Raw genomic sequence first — 16,353 nt, 5'->3', positions numbered from 1 at the left:
GTATTCACATCCTAACTTTTAAAGTTGTATAAATAGAACCATTAATAATGATGATACAAATCCTAATAATGCATATGTTTCAACCATTACTGATAATAATACACCTTTCATCACATGTTCTGGTTTTTTAGCTAATATAGTCATGCCTGCTGCTGCTGTTTTTGCTTGTGCTATAGCTGACTTCCAACCTGCAAATGCTATTGGAAGTGATGCTAAAAATATTGCAAAACCTACTCCCCAACTAACATCAGCTAAATTTCCACCTAGTAAACCAATCTTTGAAAGAATAATTATAGTAGTAACAAATCCGTATAATCCTTGAGTACCTGGTAACAATTCAAGAATAAGGGCTTTACCAAATTTATCTGGATCTTCAGTAATAACTCCTGTCGCAGCTTCACCAACTATCCCTATACCTTTTGCTGAACCAATTCCTGGCATAAGTGTAGCAAGTGCAGCTCCAAGTAATGCAAATATTAATCCTCCATTATCTACTAAAAATTGCATAAATGTAGTCTTCATTTTTAATTCCTCCTAATAATTTTCATAATATTTTTATAATTTTTTAGTTATTTCTCTGCTTCCATAACATTAACAAATTTATTTGTAGCTTCAAATGGAGTAAATGGTTTTCCTCCACCTTCATAAAACTTATTGAAAAATTCTAAATATTGTAATCTACTTGTGTGAACATAAGCACCAAGTGCATTAATACCTAAATTAAACAAATGACCAATTGTAAATATAATTACTCCTGCTATAATTCTTGTAATCCCTGCTGGTATTAAAGTTATCATTAAGTTAAATGCATTGGCTATAAATCCTGTAGCAAGTCCCAAAGCTAAAAGTCTTGAATAAGAAACTATATCGCCAATATAACTTGTAATTCCATATAAGCCATATATTCCTCCACCAATCTTACCTCCAATTGTTTTTGCATCTCTTCCTTGAGTTAAAACTAACCCTACAAAACCAATTATCATTAAAACTTTTCCTGCTGAACCTCCAACCTTTAATAACATCATAAAAATACCTATTAAAGATATATACCATAAACCTACATCAAAAATTACATCCAAGTATTTTTTTTCTCTTATTAAAATATAAGCCTTCATTCCAAGTCCTACAAAAATATGAATAACACCTAATACAACTGCAAGCTTTAGTACAGTCATTATCCCTTCTGATGGACTTAATAAATATTTAGGTTGAATATTAAAAAGCTTTTTAGGTGCATCTCCAAACCATCCACCATATATTACTCCCCAAACAGTAGTTGATATACCTAAATAACAAAATAGTTTCATGAAATTCTTCATTCCTTTTTCAAGTGGGAATTTCTTTAATGCAAATAAAGTTCCAAGGACTAGAATTATTCCATAAGCTGCATCTGATAACATCATCCCAAAAAATACAACATAGAATATTGACATTATTGGAGTTGGGTCTATTTCCCTATAATTAGGTAATGAATACATTCTAGTTACACTTTCAAAAGGTTCTACAAAACTATTATTCTTTAATAAAATTGGAACATCATCACTATCTTGAGGTTCTGCAAATTCTAAATAATAATCATTTCCTGCTGTATTTTTAATTATGTCCTCAAGCTCTATATTTGAATCTAAAGTAGTCCACCCTTCAATTACAACTATATTACTTGTTTTTATAAAGTTTTTATTTACTTTTGTTCTCTCAAGCTTATTAGAATAGTATTCATAAGCTAATTGGAGTTTTTCTTCATAATCTTTTAATTTTTTTAATTGTCTTACAATTTTATTTTTTTCTTCTTCTATTTCTTTAATTCTATTTTCATAGTTTTTAATTATATTAATAGGGCTTTCATTATATTTAAAACTTACTTTTGTAAACCCATATTTTTTTAACATTTCAACACTTTTATTTTCTAACTCTTTAGTTACTATTGCTAAAATATATGTCTCATCTTTTCCTTGGTTTATAAACTCTAAATATGAATAATCTAATTCCGCTTGAAACTCTTTGCTAAAAACTTCTTTTAATTTTGATGGTATAATACCTAAAAAATAAGAAGTATATTTTAAATTCTTTAATTGTTCAAAAGAACAATTAAAATTAACCCAAGGTGATAACGATTTAATTTCAGCTTCAATTTTTGTTTTTTCATTACTAAGGGAATTTTGTTTTTCTTCTTTTTGTTTTAATTCTTCATAAATTGATAACCAATCTATGTTTTTAATTTGTTTTTCTAACTCATCGAAAGTAATAATTCTTTTGCCTTTTTTAAGTGCTGCAATTCCACTTTCTTTCTCCCTATAAGGTTTTAAAAAGTCTAACGAAAATTTTATCTTTGACAATTCATTTTCATTTTGGAGAATCTTCTTGTCATCTACAGCACTTTTCAAAAAGGTTAACTCCTCATCTTCCAGCTTAGTTTGAAGATCTACAAATTGTACACCTTCAAACTGCTGTAGATTTTTAAGCAAGGATTCTTTTTGATTTGCAAAGGCAAATAATGTGAATTTATTCATTTTAACTATTGCCATCTACATTCACTATCCTCTCAATTACTAAATTCACTGCCTTATTAATTTTTTCTTTTGAAACATTAAAAATTTCTTCATTCTCTTTTTTACCATTTTCAAATATAGGATCAGCTTTTTTTTGTGCTTTTTCTGATGCTGATCTAATTATTAATGCAGCTTGATGTTTTGCTTCATCTATAACCTTTTTATATTCTACCACAGCTTTAACTTCAGCATCTTTTAGTATTTGATTTCTTTCGTTTTGTGCATTTTTTATAATTTCATTTGCTTTTTCTTCTGAAGATTTAATTTCATTAATAGCATCTAATACCAATTTATCACCACCCTTTCTTTTAATTAGCTTAATGATTAAAACTAACTTAATAAAACATAACTACCAATGCTTAATATAGTATTTATAACAAGCAATGTAGTATTTATAACTATTTAATTTAAATTATAATACTATAACTCTAAAATTTCCAACTAGTATTTCTGCAATTTTCAAAAAATTAAGCATATTTTCGCTAAATATCATGTTTTTTCTATTAAATTCACTATTTATTATTTATTTATATATTGTTCATATTTATATCAATTGTGTTATATCTTGTATAATATTTTGTTGGTCATCAAATAACAAACATACATTGTTTTTTAATATTTTATTTGTTTCAATAAAATTCAATATATCAATTTTAAACATTTCAATGTAGAATTTATTTTTTTTAATATAATGTACATTATCACATATAATTCTATTTATTCTTTTAATCTCCTCTTTTTCTATATATCTTTCTAAAAAATTAGGTATCCAATTTTTTTTATTAAACATTAAATAATCATATTTTACTATTTCTTTTAAAACCTCATTATCATCTTTTAGTTTTTCACTATTAAACTCTAAAAATACTTTATAATAATCTGTTGCTGATATTTTCCTATCAAAATATCCTTTTTCTGCAAAAAACATTCCTAATTCATAATAAAAATCAAAAGGCATTTTAAACTTCATCATAAAATATTTTAAAATCGAATTAAATTTTCCTGAGTTATAATATTTATCAACCATTTCTTCAACTTTTTTTAGTTTCAGAATCTCATCATAACTTATATCTTTTGTACTTAATACTTCATATGGGGGATAAGGTGAATATTTCATCCCCCACTTTTCAGCTTCTTTAATCATTGGCGAACCCTTTAATAGCTTCAAAAATCCCAATTGAATTTCTTCTGGTTTCATACTATATATATCATTAAAAGATTTTTTAAAGGATTTAAAATCTTCTCCCGGTAGCCCTGCTATTAAATCTAAATGCTGTTTAATATTTTTTAGCTTTTTCACTTCAATAACTTTTTCTTTTATATTTTCAAAGTTTACATATCTATTTATATTTCTTAAAATTTCGTTATTAGTAGTTTGAACTCCTACTTCAAACTGAAATCTTCCTTCAGGTGCTTTTGATAAAAGTTCAATTTCCTTATTTGTTAAAATATCCGCAGAAATTTCAAAATGAAAAGTGGTTTCTGTATCTTGCTCTATTAAAAACTTCCATATATCCATTGCAAATTTTTCATTACAATTAAAAGTTCTATCTACAAATTTAACAAGTGTAACCTTTTTGTCTATTAAAAATTTCAATTCTTCTTTAACTTTTTGAATATCTTTAAATCTAACTTTACGGTCAACAGAAGACAAACAATATTTACATCCAAAAGGGCATCCTCTTGAAGCTTCATAATAAACTATTTTATTACTCAAATTATCCCTATTAGTGTATGGAAAGACAACTTTATTTATGTGCATGTTCTTCTTTATTCCACCATAGAAAACTTTTCCTTCTTTTTTGTAATAAAATCCAGGTATGTTTAATAATTCACCATCTATCTTAAATTCAATTAACTGTTTAAAAGCTTCTTCTCCTTCTCCTTCTATAAGATAATCCCCTTCATTATTTTCCAAGAATTCCCTGCCATCAAAACTTACTTCTGGTCCTCCAAAAACAATTTCTATATCTTTATTAACTAATTTGATAAGTTTAGCCAACGCCTTAACAATTTCAATATTCCATATATAGCATGAGAAAACCACCATATCTAAATTTAGAGTCACTATTTTTTCTAGCATTCTATTTATTCTATCGTTTATAGAGAACTCAATCATATCGCATTCATAATCTAACTCTTTTGTATATTCTTTCAAATATCTTATTGCTAAATTCGAATGTATAAATTTTGCATTTACTCCCACTAATACTACTTTTAATTTCTTCATCTTATGTATCCCCTTTCTTCTGTGCTTTTATATAATATATATCATCTAAACATTTTAAATTAATTATATCAAAATAATTTTCCAGTAACTTAATAGTATTTTTTTTTGAAATATTTTTTAAAATATTTAAATTCTTTACATTAATCTCTTTTATTTTTCTATTTGGCAATAAAATCTTTATTTTACCTTCAAATATTTTACCATATCCTTTATCAATATCCCAAATATATAATATTCCGTCATCTTTTAAGTATTTATAAATATTTTTTATTATTTCTATCTTTCTGATTTTTAAACTTATACTTCCAAAAGATAAAAACATCACACATGTGTCATAATAATTTTGTTCTATTATATTACATCTTTTATCTCCCTCTATATATTCAATATCAAAATTTTTATTTTTATATTTATATATATTGTATACAACACCATAATTCTTTAACCCAATATCAAGAACATTGCCTTTAAACTCTTGATTCTGTAAATTAATTAATATTTCTTTCTTCATTTTCCTCCTCCGGATTATATTATCTTAAGTCATTGCTTACACTAATCACTACTTATCCTAAAATTTACTAATACATATTTACTTTCTATACATAAAAAAAAATACCTCCATTTTATAGAAGTATTTTTTCTTTAATTTCATCATAAAAATCTAACATTAGTCCAGCTGTAGAAATTTGTGCTTGTTTTATAATACAATTTGCAATTTTCATATATCTTTCTTCTTTGTATCTTATATTTCTATATTTATAATACACATTATTGGCTACTTCAGCATTAACTCTTATATATTCTTTAATTCCATCATATCTTTTTATACCTTTCTTAACTTCAAAATGATGACCAACTGCTATCTTACCAATCATCCATAATTCAAATTTTCTATGCCTTTTTAAAAGCTTATTATTTACATGCTGAGGTACAGTTGTATCTTGTATTAAATGACATGCCACACCTAAATAAAACATAGCTTTTGTATTATATCCAATTTTAAAATATCTTAAAGCTTTATTATAATACTTTTCGCACTCATTTAAAGCATTTGAAAATCCATATAATCCTTTTCGTTTAGTCGCATGATAAAAATGATTAACACTCTTAAAATCTTGATCTGCCCAAACCGCACCTTTATTTAACTCATTTATATAATTATTAAAGTATTTATATTCTTTTGTGCATCCTTCATTCTTAATCAAATCTAGAGCCTTATTATTAATATACTTATGAACTAAACATTCTGTTTTAATAATAAGTTTTTTAATAGGATTAACCGTGAACAAAATTTTTCTGGCAGTTTTGCCATAAGTTATTTCTATTTTCCTTTTCATTTTTCTTTCCTCATTTCGAATTTATTTCTTATTTAGTTTGTTCCAATTATCCATATTCAGCTTTAGTATAGCAATTATTACTATAACAATCATTACTAATATAAAACAAATCATAGGCTTATACAAATTTGATGTGGTATCTTTTTCTTTTATACTTAAACTGTACAAATTTCCTTCATTAGCATCCATTATTAGAATTTGATTTTTTACATATTTAATACTACAAATTTGGCTTTTTTCATCAAATTTTAATTTTTCGCTTAATACTCCTTTATCATCAATACAGCATAATTTTTTCTCATGATTATCAAAAAAATATATAGAATCTACTTTACCTATACTACCTTTAGAATCCACAGATAGTCCTTTTAGTGTTCCTAAATTTTTATGAACATATATTGGTGCTTCAGGGTTTGTTGTTGGATGATTATCCAATATAAATGAAATTATTTTATTATTTTGACCCTTAAACTTAGGTGAACTTATGGGATCACCGCCACTATAATCTGGCCATCCATACCATTGTTTAGTCTTTATTACAAAAATGTAATCTGTATCTCCTTTTACAGGTCTTAGTCCTCTATCTTCCATACCACCTACTGAAGCTATCATTCTACCTCTGCTATCAAAATCTAGTCCTTTAACATTTCTTATTCCCCAAGCAAAAGTTGCTGAATCTCCAGTTTTTAAATTATACATAATTATAGATGCATTACCTGGAAAATGCCCTGGTATAATTTGACCCTCTATATTTTTAGTTCTGTAATTAACAAAAGCACCTGTTTTACCATCCTCAAAATTAATACCTCTTAGTGTTATTTTTTCAGGAGAAATATCATGACCAAAAGGATTCTTCTTTATCCATTTGTTATCACTCCCTACTACTCCAGAATTTGTTGCTGAACCTATAGTTACGTACAAATATTCTCCATTTATTTTAAGTAAACTATTTTTAAAATCTCCAAAATTAGGCAAATCACTTATTATTTCTATGCATTCTTTACTATGTAATTCATATGAATATATGCAACTATTACTAGAGAAATAAAGCTTACCTTTATAATATTCTATACTATTTATGTTCATATTATTATTTGAAAAAACACCGAAGCTTTTTCCATTTTTATCTATAAACTGTATTTTATCCTTATATCCTATATAATAATTTTCATTATCATCTATTGTAAAATCAACGGCCCCTTTCATACCTTTATATTTTAATTTCCACTGTAGGTTATTATCCTTCAAAGAAATATTATAATCCTTAATACAATATTTCTTTAAAGATATTATTCCAAAAGTAAATATAATAATTATTAAAACAGATTTTAAAAATCTTTTCATATTCCCTCCAAAAAAAATTCTCTTACCTAAAATATATTTTTTTAGGTAAGAGGATATGTATAAATATTTTTCTTAATAGAAGAAATTGCATACTTAAAAATTCCAAATGCGAAATACAATTTTCTCAATAAAATATTATTATATGTTATCTATTAATTTAATTTTCAGTTAAAGTAACATGTTCCTTTTCTACATCTGATAAAGCCTTAAAAACTTTTATTACCACATCATCACATATTTCCTTTGAATATTTTTCATAATAGGCTACTGCATGCTCTTCTCTTTTACTTGCTGCTTCTAAAAATTCTTCATCTGAAATATACTTTGTATAATCAGGTTTATTAAGAATTGGTAATTCTTTAAATCCTCCCAATTTTTTATGAACCTTTGCATGCATATATTCGATTTTACTCAAATCATAAAATTCTCTCTTTACATTCTCATCCTTTACAAGTTTGGAAGCTTCAGCATAAAATTCTCCATTAAACACTTCCAATTTCATAGCATGGTCCAATATTTTTAAAGTTTTTGAATCTAATGTATTTACATCTACACTATATACGTCTTCATATTCCTTTAAATAAACTTCATTCACCCCACAAAATGGGCAATATAATATGTAATCTTCTCTATTTTTATTTATAAAAGCATAACTATTAAAACTATAATTATTTTCATTTATTTTCATTCCACAAACTAAACATTTTAATTCTTTCATAATTAATCACCCTTAACTATATATTTGTCTAAATTATACACAAAAATAATCCTTCTTGTAAATACTTGTATTTTGCTAATCAACCATCAAATCATTGAACTTCTGCATTTATCAATTTATCAGTCTATATCTTAATAAACTGAATTTTTATTATATTTCTATTGATTTATTGATTTATTTATTACTTTATTCTAATATATATATTGGCTTTAATATTTTGTTATTATTTATTAGAAAGGGTTGTATAAAGTGAAAAAAAATAAAAAGAGTATTTTTAATAATTTAGGCTTTTGGATTATTGTATCAATGATATTGGGTATATTAGCCGGTAATCTAATGGGTGAAAAAACTTCTATGTTTGCTCCTATTGGAGATATATTCATACATCTTATCAAAATGGTAGTTGTACCACTTGTAGCAGTTTCTATAATAAGCGGTACAGCATCTATGGGCAACTCAAAATCAGCTGGGAAAATAGGACTAGCTACTTTTGGATATTATATGTGTTCAACTGCAATAGCTGTAACTCTAGGATTAATAATGGGAGAATTATTAAATCCTGGAATAGGTATTTCATTAGATAAAATCCAGTCAATGTTTTCAAATGAATATGCTGATAAAGCTTCTCTCCAAGGTTTTTGGGAAACAATAAAAAGTTTTATTCCTCTAAATCCATTTGAGGCGTTAGTTTCAGGAAATATCATGCAAATATTATTTTTTAGTATATTTTTAGGTTTAGGTATTTCATCATTAGAATCTAAAAAGAAGAACTTATTAATAAACGTATTTGATGCTTTATCTGATGCATTAGTATTTGTAATAACCAAAATCATGTATACTGCACCTTTGGGTGTATTCGCATTAATGGCATATTCCATAGGAACTTTTGGATTTGATATGCTAACATTAATTGTTAAGTTGTTTTTAACATGTGTTTTTGCTTGGATTATTCATACATTTGGAATATACGGTTTAATAATAAAATTATTTTCAAAAGTGTCACCCAGAAAATTTTTCAGTAAAATATACAAGTCTCAATTAGTTGCATTATCTACTGCATCTTCCATGGCAACAATACCAGTAAACAAGGAAGTATGTGAACAAGAATTAGGAATATCTAAAGAAACAACATCTTTCGTATTACCTTTAGGTGCTACAATTAACATGGATGGCAACGCAATCTACTACGCTATAGTAGCTTGCTTCTTTGCTCAAATGTTTGGAATCGAACTTGGAATTCCTCAATATTTAGCAATTATATTTACTGCTACAATAGGTTCTATTGGACAAGCTGGAGTACCTGGTCCTTCCTTTTTAGTAGTCGCCGTTTTAGTTGCTGCTAATATTCCAATAGAAGGACTTCCTATAATATTTGGTGTAGATAGAATTTTTGATATGTTAAGAACATCTGTAAATATAACAGGGGATGCCTCCTGTGCAGTTATAGTAGATAATTTAAGAAATACCATATAATAATATTACTTTGCAATATTATTATATGGTGTAACATATTGTTAATTTCCCCTTTAATCCACTAATGATAACCTTGTCATAATCATTAATAATATAATTATCACAATTATCTTTAAGGGGGATTTTCACTAATGAAATCTAGGAAAATTGCAGCAATGCTTACAACACTATTCTTATTAAGTAGCACTTCTGTAGCTAATGCTGCTACAATAAACTATACAGTAAAAGCTGGTGACTCTTTATGGTCAATTTCTCAATTTTATAAAACTACTACGTCTAAAATAGCATCAATAAATAATTTAGATACATCAATCTATATTTATCCTGGACAAGCTTTAAAAGTAGACGATAATCGTTCTTACAATTATACTGTAGCTGCTGGAGACACTCTTTGGAAACTATCACTTAAATTCAACACAACTGTAGATTCAATAATGAAAGCTAATAATCTTACAGTTTCAACCATTTATATTGGACAAGGCTTATATATTCCTTCATTTGATAATTCTTCTTCACAAGTTAAAACTACAAATTATAAAACAGCTGCTGGAGATAACTTATGGACGATAGCTGAAAAATTTAATACATCAATGGAAGCTATTGAAAAAAGTAATATGCTTGCATCAAACATTTTAATGCCAGGACAAATTTTAACTGTTCCTGTAAATTCAACTCAGATAGTTAAACCTCAAGGCATTACTATGATAAGAAAAAAAACTAATGATAATTATGGAGATCTATATGACTGGACAAATGGTAGAAGAATATTTACTGTAGGACAACAAGCAAAACTTATTGATTTAGAAAATCCTGAATTATGGTTTAATATTAAATACTACGGTGGATCAAACCACGCAGATATAGTACCATTACATTACACTGACACAAATAGAATGAAGCTTCTCTTTAATAATTGGTCATGGAATAATAAACGCCCTATGATATTAAAATTCACTCAAGGTGGTACACAATATCAATTAGCTGTTAGCTTAACAGGAATGCCTCACGGAACTACTGATATATACGATAATGGAGTTAACGGACATTTTGATATGTATTTCTATAATAGTACAAGCCATGTATCTAACGAAACCTCATCAGCACATCAAAAAAGTGTATTGACAGCAAACGGACAATAAAATTTTAGAATATAATATACTACCCTCACATAACTATTAATATTACTAAAATTATGTGAGGTTACTGTTGATGAAAAAAGATAATTTCTTTAAAAACTCCATATTGTTGACCCTTTCAAATTCTACAACTGGAATATTAAAATTCATATTTTCAATAATATTATCTAGAGAACTAGGTGCAGAAGGAATGGGCCTTTATGCTTTAATCATGCCAATCTACGATCTTTTTGCATGTCTCATATGCGGCGGCATGGCAACAGCTATCTCAAAGCACTCTTCATCTTTCTATAGTAAAAAAAATTATGAAAGTTTACATAAATCTGTTCATGTTACTTTAGTTTTTGATTTAATTTGGTCTTTAATCATTGTTATTATTGTATTTCTAAATTCAAAATACATAAGCACAAATATAATAAAGGACAGCAGAAGTTTAGTCAGCCTTTTATTTATATGTCCAGCTTTAATTTTTGTTGCTTTATCTTCAATAATAAAAGGTTATTTTTACGGAATCTCTAAAGTTAAAATACCAGCTTTTATAGATATATTTGAAAAGGCTATAAGAATATTTGTTACAGTTTTTGCAATAAGGATGCTTGCTTTTAACCAGCTTGAAAACACAGTTTCTGTTGTTTATGGTGCTTTAGCAGCAGGAGAGTTTGTAAGCTTTCTATTGTTATATGTTTTCTATAAACTCAGTAAACATAAAGATTTGTTACACCAAAATGCTAATAATCCCCATGAAGGACGTGCTCAATTATTGTTCGATGTTTTAATTATGGCCATGCCTCTATGTATAAATGGTTTTTTATCTACAGCAATTTCTACTGTTTCAACTTTAATACTACCTAGACGACTTTTACTAGCAGGTTTCACTCACAGCACATCATTAAGCATGATAGGAAAATTCTCAGGAATGGCTTTAACTATAATCTTTTTTCCACTAGTTGTTGTAACATCTATGTCAATAGTTCTTATTCCTGACATTGCAGAAACTATGGAAAAAAAAGATTACTATACCCTTGAACAAAGAATATATCAAGTTATTAAAATATCATTTTTAATTGGAATTTCAACAATGATTATTTGCTTCAGTATTCCTGATTCTCTTGGAAAACTATTTTTCGCAAGAAATGACCTTGCTACATACATAAAATTTTCAGCACTTTCAGCTCCCTTTACTTATATATCTTATACTACTTTTAGTATATTAAATGGTTTAGGAAAGCAAGGGGTTCTGTTAAGAAATTCTTTAATTGTATCTATAGAAGAATTAATTGTTTTATATATATTAACCTCTATTCCAAGTATAAATATTTTAGGATATGGATTAAGTTTAATGATAACTTCCTTTACCAGTGTAATTATAAATTTAAAAGAAATAAAAAAGAAATGTTATATAAAATTTTGTTTTGAAGATTTGTTTATAGATATCCTTTTAAGTCTATTAGTATTTTTCATACTAAATATCATAAATAATTTGATTCCAAACACATATTTCAAATTAAAAACTATCTCACTAATCTTTTTAGGCTTTATATTATTTTTCTTCTCAATATCTTTTGTACACAAAACAATAAAAAATAATAATACCAACTAATAATATTGCTTCACAATATTATTAGTTGGTATTTAATTAATCTTATTTATTATTACTTTAGGTACAAATCTCTTAATTTTAGAAGGCATTGCATTCATATCCTTTTTTGTTATTCCTCCAGTTAAAGCTAACCCGTATAAATATGTAAACATACCAATTATTACTGCCATAACACATGCAATAGCGTTGTTAAAGTATCCCGTAATTGAATAACTGAGTAATAAACTCATACTCAAATATACTCCATAAACTATAACACCCATTAAAGCTGAAGATATTATCGGCTTTAATGCATGAGTAAATATACTTAATTTAATTTTCAATGATTTATTAATGAAAACATAATTGAGTATTAAAGGAATGATAAAACATACCATATTTCCAAATACAGCTCCTACTATATTTAATCGAGGTATTCCAACTAACAAATAATTTGTTACTATCTTTCCTATTACTCCAAAAATCATAAAAGCAGTGGATAAATATAACTTATTTATACTTTGCAATATTGTAGTTTGAATTAAAACAACAGCATTTAGTACCAATACTACTGATCCTAAAAGCATAAGCTTCCATCCTTCTGGATTAGGAGAAAAAATCAACTTAAAAATTGGATGACTTAATACTGAAAGTCCCACAGCACATGGTATTGCTACTATCATACATAATCTAAAAGTATAATTTATCTTATTTTCTAATCCTTTATTGTCTTTTAATGCAAAAGTTCCCGATAGAGATGGTAATGCTGAAGCTGCTAATGCTGTAATTAGTGTAATTGGAACCCCTAATAATTGTCTATAATTAGTAAGCACCCCAAACTTAACATCTGTTAAGGCTTGAGTATATCCAACAGCATTTATAAGTCTACTTTTAACTATAGCCAAATCTACAAGATCACCAGCATTTTGAAGTCCTACACAAATTACTATAGGCAATCCATAATGTATTATCTTTTTTAATATCTGTTTATTTGTAGATCTAGCATGTTTAACTTTTTTATATCCTTTTGGTACAACTATTTTTTTATTTTTTTCATAAACAATTACTAAATAAACACAAGCACCTAACGATCCTATAGCTGTACCTATAGTTCCTCCTGCACATGCAACTTCTAAACCGTATTTTAAGAACAGCCCTGCAAAAACCAAAGTAAAAATAGTATTTAAGACTTGTTCTATAACCTGGGATACTGCTGTAGGAGTCATATTTCCTCTTCCCTGAAAATATCCTCTATATGTAGATACTATAGATGTTAAAAAAATTGTTGGTGCTAAAGCCATAATAGCAAGTCTTGAACTTGTACTACTAGTAAATTCAGCAAGTGACTTAGCAAACACATACATCAATACAGCCATTAATGAACCTATAACTAGCATTAATAACCTAGAAATTTTAAAACTTTTTACTGCATCTTCATATCTCTCCAATGCTAAAAGCTCAGATACTGATTTAGATATAGCAATAGGTATCCCTGAATTAGTAAGCACATATGCAAAAGCATATATCTTATAAGCAGATGCATACATGCCATATGCCTGATTACCTATGATTTTCATTAAAAAAGGTATATATACTAAAGATAATACTTTTACAAGTATGCTTGCAACAGACAATATGGCAAATCCTTTAGTGGTTGACTGTTTTTTCATAATAGTAAGCTCCCCCAAAAATCAGTTAAAAATTGAAAGTTAGAATTTTAATACATCCCTCTTTATCTTTTTAAATATTGGTGGCAGTGCTTCTATTATAATTTTATTTTTCATATATGCTAATTCTTGTGGACATTCTTTAAATACAAGTTTATATGCATATAAAAATTGAAAACTCAACCCATACTTACTGTTAAAAAAGCTATTTAGCTTTCTATCACCATATTTATCATCTCCAATTATAGGATTTTGTAAATATGCTAAATGTGCTCTTAACTGATGACTTCTACCTGTTATTAAATCAAGTTCTAAAAAAGAATAGCTTCCTACTGTATCTATAACCTTAACATTCATAGCAATTTTCTTAGTATTTTTCTTTTCTTCTTTAAAAATTTGAGAAATATTACTATCTTGATTTTTAGAAATATATGCTTCATAGTAACCTTCTTTTATTTTACCTTTAACAAGTGCATTATAATATTTTTTAATTTTTCTTTCTCTTATCATCTCATTTAAAAGTTTTAAACTTTGAAAATTCTTACCAAATATAACTATACCTGAAGTGTTTCTGTCCAATCTATTACACGGTGATGGCGTAAAAGTCACTTCATTTTCTGGAATATACTCTCCCTTTTGATTTAAATATGATAAAACATAGTCCGTTAATGTAGGCTCGCCGTTCTTCTTATCTGAATGTACTAAAACTCCTGGCCATTTTTCTATAATAAGCATATTTTCATCTTCATATGATGTTTTCATTCCACTATGATCTACTTGTTGAAATTTCTTTTCATTATCTTTACTAGTAGATTTTATATATTTAGCCTCAACCATATCTCCTTCTTCTAAAAAATAATTTTGTTTAACTTTTTTCTCATTAACTCTTAAATCACCTTTTCTAATAGCTTTAAATATTGCACTTAAAGGCACATCTTTTAACCATTTTCTTGCAAACTTATCTATTCTTTGCCCTGCTTCATTTGTTCCTATTTCAATTCTCATTTTCTACCTCCATAATACTGCATCATATTACTTTTAATATCAACATTTTTCGACGCAACACTCAAAATTATATACTAACACAGATTAGTTTTCAATCTAAACTCACTAAATCCACAACAGTTGATAAACCTAACCAAAACATCTAGACTTTATTTAAAAAATTTACTACTGTTTTACAATGAATTGCTACTCCTACAGGTATACAATCTTCATCTACATCAAAAAGATTATTGTGAAGAGGATATGATGTATCCTTTGCTTCATTTTTTGTTCCTAAATAGTAAAATACTGATGGTCTTTTCATCGAAAAATATGCAAAACTTTCAACCCCCATTGTTGGTTTTTTAAGTACAATGATATTTTTTTTATCAATAATCTCTTGTGCTGAATCTTCTAGTATGTCTACTATATTATCATCATTATAAAGACATGGATAACTTTCTTGAATATTAATTTCGCATTTTCCTCTCATTGAATTTGTTATTCCTTCAACAACTTCAACTAATCTCTTTTTCACATATTCCCTATGTTCTGATGTCATAGTTCTAATTATACCTGAAATTTCTACATAATCAGGAATAATATTTTGGGCAGTACCTCCATGAATTGAGCCTATAGTTATTACCGCTGGATCTGTTGGTGGAATCTCTCTGCTTACTATATTTTGAATAGCTGTTATAATATTAGCACTAATAACAACAGGATCTACTGTACTATGCGGATATGCACCATGTCCACCTCTACCTATTATTTTAATATTAAATGGATTAGAAGCTGCATTTACTACATCTCTTTTTATACCTATCTTTCCAACTTCAATATTAGGTTCCACATGAAGTCCTATTATAGCATCTACATTTGGATTTTCAAGTATACCTTCTTGAATCATATAAGGTGCTCCTCCAGTAGTTTCCTCTGCTGGTTCAAAAATTAATTTGACATTTCCATTTAATTCATTTCTAATACTGTTTAAAACTTTTGCAGCACCTAACAATATAGTTGTATGAACATCATGTCCGCAAGCATGCATTTTACCTTTAATTTTTGAAGCATATTCACATTGTCTTTTTTCTTCCATAGGCAGTGCATCCATATCTGCTCTTATTCCTATTGTTTTATTCCCGTTTCCTTTTATAGTAGCACAAATTCCACTCTTAGATGTTTGAACATATTCAATACCTTCTTTATCTAAAAATTCTTTAACCTTACATAATGTACGTTCTAAATCAAAATCCAATTCTGGATGCATATGAAAATCCCGTCTAATTTGTATTAATTCATCTTTTATTTCTATAGCATTTTTTAAAAAATTCAT

The 16,353-nt window shown here is 27.1% G+C and carries 14 protein-coding genes; 3 read left to right on the top strand and 11 right to left on the bottom strand.

Going from position 1 to position 16,353, the window contains the following annotated elements; all coding sequences use genetic code 11:
- Nucleotides 1-18: 18 nt before the first annotated feature.
- The 8 genes from OW763_RS09945 to OW763_RS09910 all read right to left on the bottom strand — a co-directional run bounded on the left by OW763_RS09945 (nt 19) and on the right by OW763_RS09910 (nt 8,178).
- The gene (locus tag OW763_RS09945; protein ID WP_268040966.1) at nt 19-522 is read right to left on the bottom strand and encodes a V-type ATP synthase subunit K; all 504 of its coding nucleotides are present in this window, start codon (nt 520-522) and stop codon (nt 19-21) included.
- Nucleotides 523-569: 47 nt separating this feature from the next.
- Nucleotides 570-2,525 carry a V-type ATP synthase subunit I gene (locus tag OW763_RS09940; RefSeq protein WP_268040965.1) on the bottom strand — a complete coding sequence of 652 codons (1,956 nt, stop codon included), beginning with the start codon at nt 2,523-2,525 and terminating at the stop codon, nt 570-572.
- On the bottom strand, nt 2,512-2,838 hold the full coding sequence (locus OW763_RS09935) for an ATPase (protein ID WP_268040964.1): 327 nt from the start codon (nt 2,836-2,838) through the stop codon (nt 2,512-2,514). Before OW763_RS09935 ends, OW763_RS09940 begins: the two co-directional genes overlap by 14 nt.
- Before the next feature lie 255 nt (nt 2,839-3,093).
- A complete protein-coding gene (locus tag OW763_RS09930; protein ID WP_268040963.1) occupies nt 3,094-4,779 on the bottom strand; it encodes a B12-binding domain-containing radical SAM protein in 1,686 nt (561 codons plus the stop codon).
- Nucleotide 4,780: 1 nt separating this feature from the next.
- Nucleotides 4,781-5,290 carry a class I SAM-dependent methyltransferase gene (locus tag OW763_RS09925; RefSeq protein ID WP_268040962.1) on the bottom strand — a complete coding sequence of 170 codons (510 nt, stop codon included), beginning with the start codon at nt 5,288-5,290 and terminating at the stop codon, nt 4,781-4,783.
- A 112-nt stretch (nt 5,291-5,402) separates the two neighbouring features.
- Entirely contained in the window at nt 5,403-6,116 is a 714-nt protein-coding gene (locus OW763_RS09920) for a zinc dependent phospholipase C family protein (protein WP_268040961.1), read from the bottom strand.
- 21 nt (nt 6,117-6,137) lie between these two features.
- Nucleotides 6,138-7,460 (bottom strand): PQQ-dependent sugar dehydrogenase family protein, encoded by a 1,323-nt coding sequence (locus OW763_RS09915; RefSeq protein WP_268040960.1) that lies wholly within the window; start codon nt 7,458-7,460, stop codon nt 6,138-6,140.
- A 157-nt stretch (nt 7,461-7,617) separates the two neighbouring features.
- A complete protein-coding gene (locus OW763_RS09910) occupies nt 7,618-8,178 on the bottom strand; it encodes a ferritin-like domain-containing protein (RefSeq protein ID WP_268040959.1) in 561 nt (186 codons plus the stop codon).
- 249 nt (nt 8,179-8,427) lie between these two features.
- Here OW763_RS09910 and OW763_RS09905 point away from each other — a divergent pair, with 249 nt between their 5' ends.
- The 3 genes from OW763_RS09905 (at nt 8,428) to spoVB (ending at nt 12,387) form a co-directional block, all read left to right on the top strand.
- Entirely contained in the window at nt 8,428-9,651 is a 1,224-nt protein-coding gene (locus tag OW763_RS09905) for a dicarboxylate/amino acid:cation symporter (RefSeq protein ID WP_268040958.1), read from the top strand.
- 131 nt (nt 9,652-9,782) lie between these two features.
- Complete coding sequence (locus OW763_RS09900) at nt 9,783-10,790, top strand: LysM peptidoglycan-binding domain-containing protein (protein WP_268040957.1); 1,008 nt, start codon at nt 9,783-9,785, stop codon at nt 10,788-10,790.
- Nucleotides 10,791-10,860: 70 nt separating this feature from the next.
- Nucleotides 10,861-12,387, top strand: a complete 1,527-nt coding sequence (gene spoVB / locus OW763_RS09895; protein WP_268040956.1) for a stage V sporulation protein B — start codon at nt 10,861-10,863, stop codon at nt 12,385-12,387.
- 32 nt (nt 12,388-12,419) lie between these two features.
- On the opposite strand, the gene OW763_RS09890 is transcribed toward spoVB, so the two are convergent.
- From OW763_RS09890 to OW763_RS09880, 3 genes are all read right to left on the bottom strand, one after another.
- Nucleotides 12,420-14,036, bottom strand: a complete 1,617-nt coding sequence (locus OW763_RS09890) for a putative polysaccharide biosynthesis protein (protein WP_268040955.1) — start codon at nt 14,034-14,036, stop codon at nt 12,420-12,422.
- Nucleotides 14,037-14,075: 39 nt separating this feature from the next.
- A complete protein-coding gene (locus OW763_RS09885; protein WP_268040954.1) occupies nt 14,076-15,038 on the bottom strand; it encodes an RluA family pseudouridine synthase in 963 nt (320 codons plus the stop codon).
- Nucleotides 15,039-15,180: 142 nt separating this feature from the next.
- Entirely contained in the window at nt 15,181-16,353 is a 1,173-nt protein-coding gene (locus OW763_RS09880; RefSeq protein WP_268040953.1) for a M20 metallopeptidase family protein, read from the bottom strand.

The sequence above is a fragment of the Clostridium aestuarii genome, from assembly GCF_026735135.1.
Taxonomy (GTDB): domain Bacteria; phylum Bacillota; class Clostridia; order Clostridiales; family Clostridiaceae; genus Clostridium_H; species Clostridium_H aestuarii.
This window is presented reverse-complemented; position numbering and strand designations above follow the sequence as displayed.

Bases quoted from the DNA above. Each gene is read 5' to 3' on its own strand.
- OW763_RS09900 (WP_268040957.1), top strand. From the start codon at position 9,783: ATGAAATCTAGGAAAATTGCAGCAATGCTTACAACACTATTCTTATTA.
- OW763_RS09910 (WP_268040959.1), bottom strand. From the start codon at position 8,178: ATGAAAGAATTAAAATGTTTAGTTTGTGGAATGAAAATAAATGAAAAT.
- OW763_RS09915 (WP_268040960.1), bottom strand. From the start codon at position 7,460: ATGAAAAGATTTTTAAAATCTGTTTTAATAATTATTATATTTACTTTT.
- OW763_RS09890 (WP_268040955.1), bottom strand. From the start codon at position 14,036: ATGAAAAAACAGTCAACCACTAAAGGATTTGCCATATTGTCTGTTGCA.
- OW763_RS09930 (WP_268040963.1), bottom strand. From the start codon at position 4,779: ATGAAGAAATTAAAAGTAGTATTAGTGGGAGTAAATGCAAAATTTATA.
- OW763_RS09880 (WP_268040953.1), bottom strand. From the start codon at position 16,353: ATGAATTTTTTAAAAAATGCTATAGAAATAAAAGATGAATTAATACAA.
- OW763_RS09925 (WP_268040962.1), bottom strand. From the start codon at position 5,290: ATGAAGAAAGAAATATTAATTAATTTACAGAATCAAGAGTTTAAAGGC.
- OW763_RS09885 (WP_268040954.1), bottom strand. From the start codon at position 15,038: ATGAGAATTGAAATAGGAACAAATGAAGCAGGGCAAAGAATAGATAAG.
- spoVB (WP_268040956.1), top strand. From the start codon at position 10,861: ATGAAAAAAGATAATTTCTTTAAAAACTCCATATTGTTGACCCTTTCA.
- OW763_RS09920 (WP_268040961.1), bottom strand. From the start codon at position 6,116: ATGAAAAGGAAAATAGAAATAACTTATGGCAAAACTGCCAGAAAAATT.
- OW763_RS09945 (WP_268040966.1), bottom strand. From the start codon at position 522: ATGAAGACTACATTTATGCAATTTTTAGTAGATAATGGAGGATTAATA.
- OW763_RS09940 (WP_268040965.1), bottom strand. From the start codon at position 2,525: ATGGCAATAGTTAAAATGAATAAATTCACATTATTTGCCTTTGCAAAT.